5 protein-coding genes are annotated in these 4725 nt (G+C 51.7%); all 5 read left to right on the top strand.

Going from position 1 to position 4725, the window contains the following annotated elements; translation table 11 throughout:
* The coding region (locus ACTQ52_RS12095) for a phage tail protein (protein WP_441982757.1) at positions 1–894 on the top strand (894 nt) is incomplete at its 5' end.
* A 3-nt stretch (positions 895–897) separates the two neighbouring features.
* Complete coding sequence (locus tag ACTQ52_RS12100; RefSeq protein WP_441982758.1) at positions 898–1266, top strand: hypothetical protein; 369 nt, start codon at positions 898–900, stop codon at positions 1264–1266.
* A gap of 38 nt (positions 1267–1304) precedes the next feature.
* On the top strand, positions 1305–3365 hold the full coding sequence (locus ACTQ52_RS12105; protein ID WP_441982759.1) for a hypothetical protein: 2061 nt from the start codon (positions 1305–1307) through the stop codon (positions 3363–3365).
* Complete coding sequence (locus tag ACTQ52_RS12110) at positions 3362–4339, top strand: hypothetical protein (RefSeq protein ID WP_441982760.1); 978 nt, start codon at positions 3362–3364, stop codon at positions 4337–4339. The genes ACTQ52_RS12105 and ACTQ52_RS12110 overlap by 4 nt, the downstream gene beginning before the upstream one ends.
* A gap of 24 nt (positions 4340–4363) precedes the next feature.
* Positions 4364–4725, top strand: a 362-nt coding sequence (locus ACTQ52_RS12115) for a hypothetical protein (protein WP_441982761.1), incomplete at its 3' end; no start/stop codon positions are given.

Genomic DNA, 4725 nt, shown 5'->3' on the forward strand with positions numbered 1-4725 from the left:
GAGACTGTGTGGAACGGCATCAGCGGCTTCTTCACAGGACTCTGGGAAGGGATCAGCACGACAGCTACCACGGTCTTTACTGGCATTTCGGATTTCCTCGGAAATACCTGGACGACCATCAGCTCCGTTGCCACCACCACATGGAACGGTATTACATCCACTCTCTCCGGTGTGTGGGACGGGATTAAGACGACAGCAGGCACGACCTTCGACAACGTCAAAACCACGATCGGTACTGCGTGGGATACCGTAAAGACGAACACCGGGAATGCATGGGATGCGATTCAGTCATCCATCGATCAGCACGGCGGCGGGATCAAGGGCATCATCGGAACTGCTGTGGATGCTTACAAGTCGATCTGGGAGGCGGGCTTTACTACCATCAACAATCTCACAGGCGGCAAGCTTGGCGATGCGCTTTCTGCCGCACAGGGGAAACTTGGAGCAATACGGAATGCTTTCTCCTCCATGATCGAAAATGCCAAGAGCATTGTAAGCGGTGGCCTGAGCAGGATCAGCGGATTCTTCTCTGGCTGCCATCTGGAACTTCCGCATATCAAGCTCCCGCACTTTTCGATCAGTGGAAAACTCTCCATTGATCCGCCGTCGGTTCCGCACCTGTCGGTCAGCTGGTACCGGAAGGCGATGGATGATGCCTATCTCTTAAACAGCCCGACGATCTTCGGCGCTGCAGGTGGAAGACTCCTTGGAGGCGGTGAAGCCGGGCAGGAAGCTGTGGTTGGTACGGATAAGCTTGCGGAAATCGTGAAGGGTGCTCTCGCAGGTGTAGGTGGCGGTGACATCATTATCCCTGTCTACATCGGGCAGGAGCGGATTGATGAGATCGTCGTTCGTGCGACCCAGCGGAGCAACTATCGGTCAGGAGGTCGATGATGCATGTTAAGTGATTACCCCATCTACTTTGATGACGTAAAGCTCTTCACACCGGAAAGCTGGGAGGAGAGCTACGCTGTCGTTGATAGTACCAATCAGACCGAGGCAGGAACGGATCAGGTCATTGTCACCAGGTATGACAAACTGTCCGTCTCTGCCTCTTTTCCGTGTTCGAGCCGGTGGGCGGCGAGGTTCGCGGAGTTCCGAGATAAGGATTCCATACAGGTAAAGCTCTATGATCTGAAGACGCAGGGTTACAAGACAAGAGCCATGCGGATGCGGAACTTCAAGACCAGCCCGGAGAAGCATTCAGAGAAGACGAGAGGGACGAATGGACTCTATACCGTAAGTTTTGATCTTGAAGAATTTTGATTAATAGCAACCTATGGAGAAGGGAAAGGAGACGCTTCATGTACGCTGTAAGTGAACAATACAAGACTGCCATGAAGCAGCCGGTGCAGAGATTCCGGATGAGGGGGACGATTGGCGAACACCCCTTCACGGATGACAACATTCTGGCCGGATCTTTTTCCATCACGAATCAGTGCACAGGAAATGAGGAGATCGCCATCGGGCAGGTCTACATTGGAGAACTGAATGCCACATTCTTAAACATGCCGATCAGCCGATACGGATGGAAGGGGCTGGAGATCAAGCCTGTGTTCGGGATGAGACTATCCGATGGAACCTATGAGGAGGTTCCTCTGGGCGTCTTTACGGTAGAAACGGCGGAGTGGACGGAAAGTGGCGTTGTGGTGAAAGCCTATGATCACATGGCACTTCTGGATAAGACCTGTAACAAGGTCATAACAGAGGTGACTCCGTACCAGTGTGCTCAGGCGATCGGAGAAGCAACAGGACTAATCTTTGCAAATACAGAAAAAGAATTCGAGTCTTTTGCCAATGGATCTACGATGATTTCCGAGACCACGACGAATGATGTCGAGACATGGCGGGATCTGGTCTCGTGGCTTGCACAGACCATCGGCTGCTTTGCGACAGCTGACCGGAAGGGAAACATTGTATTTAAGTCCTTCAACCAGACGGTTGTTGATACGATTGATGATGCACACAGATTTACAGGTGCTTCCTTTTCCGATTATGTTACGCGCTATACCGGTCTCTCTGTGGTCAACATGGAAGACAGCACCACGTCCTACTATGCAGAGGATGAGGACGATGGTCTCACGATGAATCTTGGGAGCAATCCCTTCCTGCAGTATGGTATCGCGGCGACCAGGGAGGATATGGCAAGAGCAATTCTCACAGCAATTCAGCAGATTCGGTATGTGCCATTCACTTGCCGAGCCATCGGAAATCCTGCCTACGACCTTGGAGACGTGCTGGTCTTTCAGAACGGTCTTGCCGACGGAGATGCGCTCTATTGTATTACGAAGTTTACGTTTCAGTATAACCAGTATTTTGAGATGACCGGAGTGGGGAAGAATCCGGCCCTTGCCAGTGCCAGAAGCAAAACGGACAAGAACCTTGTCGGTCTTGTCTCCAATACCGATGAAAATCAGCTGGTTCATTACCGGTTCACGAATACCCAGGTGGTCGAAGTCGGAGACGGAAAACGGGTCCCGGTGGCATCAATAAGGTTTGCTACAGCCACGAAAGCATCCGAGGTTTCCCTCTGGGCGGAGCTTCTTCTCGATGCAAAGCTTGGCACAACACACGCGATTGGCAGTACAAAACTGAAAGATGTGACGATTAAGGATGCGACTTCTCCGACAACGGAAGAGCTTCAAAACGAGATCAAAGAGCTGCAGACCGGTGTCAGCTCCCTTGATGAGCGAATGACCAGTGCGGAGACAGAGCTTGCAAAACCAAATACGATGACGGTCACGGTGTCCTACACCCTTGCCGGGGATGAGATCGATTACCATCCGATTGAAACTTATGACACCGCCGGGAAGCACATCCTTTCGCTTCACTACTATATCGGAGACGTCAAGGCCAATACGGTATATCTCTTCGTGATCTTTCTTACGGTGGAAGGCGGATCTCTTTATCTGGATACCAACTGCATCAATGCACTGATCGAAGGCATGGGTCTTGCAGGAACCGGAAAGTGGGATGGTACGATTAATGCCGAGGAAGAATTCACCGGCTTCTCGATGGGCTCTGTGGTTGGAAAGCTTACGGATGCGGCAAAGACAGCGCTCCTTACTCCTGTGCCGACCGGGGCAAGCGATGCCGTTTCCTTTGATATGGCTTTTGTCCTTGGAAGTTTTACAGACAGCTCAAGCGTCGGCATCGTGGTCCGGTATTTTATTCTTTCCGATACGGAAGGAAAACCGGACTACAACGGGACGTATCTCACCACGAATGCCGATGATGCTTTTGCTTTGCAGACGCTGTACAAGGTCCAGAGCACTTCCGGCACTGTGGACACCGGACAGCTGGATGTCCTGGATCTCTACAGCGCCTATCCGGAAATCGAGACCCTGGAGGAGGTGAAGCTATGAGCATTATCCGGGAAGACAACACGATGCGGATCACTTTCGAAGAGGATACGTGGAAGCAGGGAGAGGAGGGCATTCTTTCCGTGACGGATGGCGCCACGCCTTTTTACTCTGCAGATACCTGGAAGGCTGATGGCAAAAATACGCTCCGGAGCGGGAAGATCATGGACAGCGGAATCAGTGAGACAACGCTTACGGTGACGCTCTCGGAAGACGGCAGCATGACCTTAAGCTATATCGTATCCAGTGAGCAGAACTATGACTGGCTCCATGTGCTGGTGGACGGAACAGAGGTGCTGAAGAAGTCTGGTACAGGGGTCAGTACCTTCACAGAGTTTTCTTATGCTCTCGCTGCTGGGACTCATACGATTGTGCTCCGATATACGAAGGACGGATCCCAGAGCAGGGGAAATGATGCCTGCGGGATCGGGTATCTTCTGTTCACCGGGGTAGAGCCGCCCTACGCAAAGAAGTACCTGATGACGGACTTCAATGGAAAGATCTACACGCTGGTAGATGGCGTAGTGACCGAGATCACGGATGCGGTTGCCGCAGATTTGGGAGAAGCCTCATATTTTCAGAAGAAGGGCTTTGATACGCTGCCGACGTCCGAGCAGCTCACAAGCCTTACCAAACCGGTCCTTTACCGCTGGTCGGATGGAAAGCCAAAAGCTATGACCGCTTCTGTGAAGGCGGTGCCAAAGAAGCAGACGATTCGCTGCATTGCAGATCTTGGCCATGCGACCATTCACGGCATCACCCAGATGACAGCGGTTTACACAGGGACGGTAACCGTTTCATACAGTTTTGATGGAACCACCTATACCGATCCTGTCGACATGGCTTCGTTCCTGGATGCGGACTGTGATGCTCTTTATTCCGGTGCACAGGCGAATAAGAAGATCTGGTTTGAGTTCATGATCGAAGGAAAGACTTCCTCCCTCACGAACTTTGTCATTACCTATAAGAACGATTGAGAGAGGTTATGAGAGGAGAATGAAATGCTCAAAGGACATCTGCAGATTGATCTGCACAATGAAATCACGGGAGAAAATGAGCGGGTCGAGCAGGACAACATGGTTACGAATGCCCTCGGATATGTACTTGGATTGGCAGCGAATGTTGGCGCGAAAGGAAACAATCACTTTTCTGATCTGCTCCCGGCTGCCACAAAGGCACTGGGGGGCTTGTTGTTGTTTGATGGGACACTGACCGAGGATGTGAATAACGTCCACTTTCCGATGGGTGTACATCTGATTGGTCATGCCGGGCAGACTGCAAATACGGCATCCAAGCTGGGAGGCTCGATTAACAAAGCAGAATCCGGGAGGACGGATACCGGTTATGTGAACGTCTGGGATTT

This window comes from Oribacterium sp. Sow4_G1_1 (genome assembly GCF_052116105.1).
Classification (GTDB): Bacteria; Bacillota; Clostridia; order Lachnospirales; family Lachnospiraceae; genus Oribacterium.

Bases quoted from the DNA above. Each gene is read 5' to 3' on its own strand.
- ACTQ52_RS12100 (WP_441982758.1), top strand. From the start codon at position 898: ATGTTAAGTGATTACCCCATCTACTTTGATGACGTAAAGCTCTTCACA.
- ACTQ52_RS12105 (WP_441982759.1), top strand. From the start codon at position 1,305: ATGTACGCTGTAAGTGAACAATACAAGACTGCCATGAAGCAGCCGGTG.
- ACTQ52_RS12110 (WP_441982760.1), top strand. From the start codon at position 3,362: ATGAGCATTATCCGGGAAGACAACACGATGCGGATCACTTTCGAAGAG.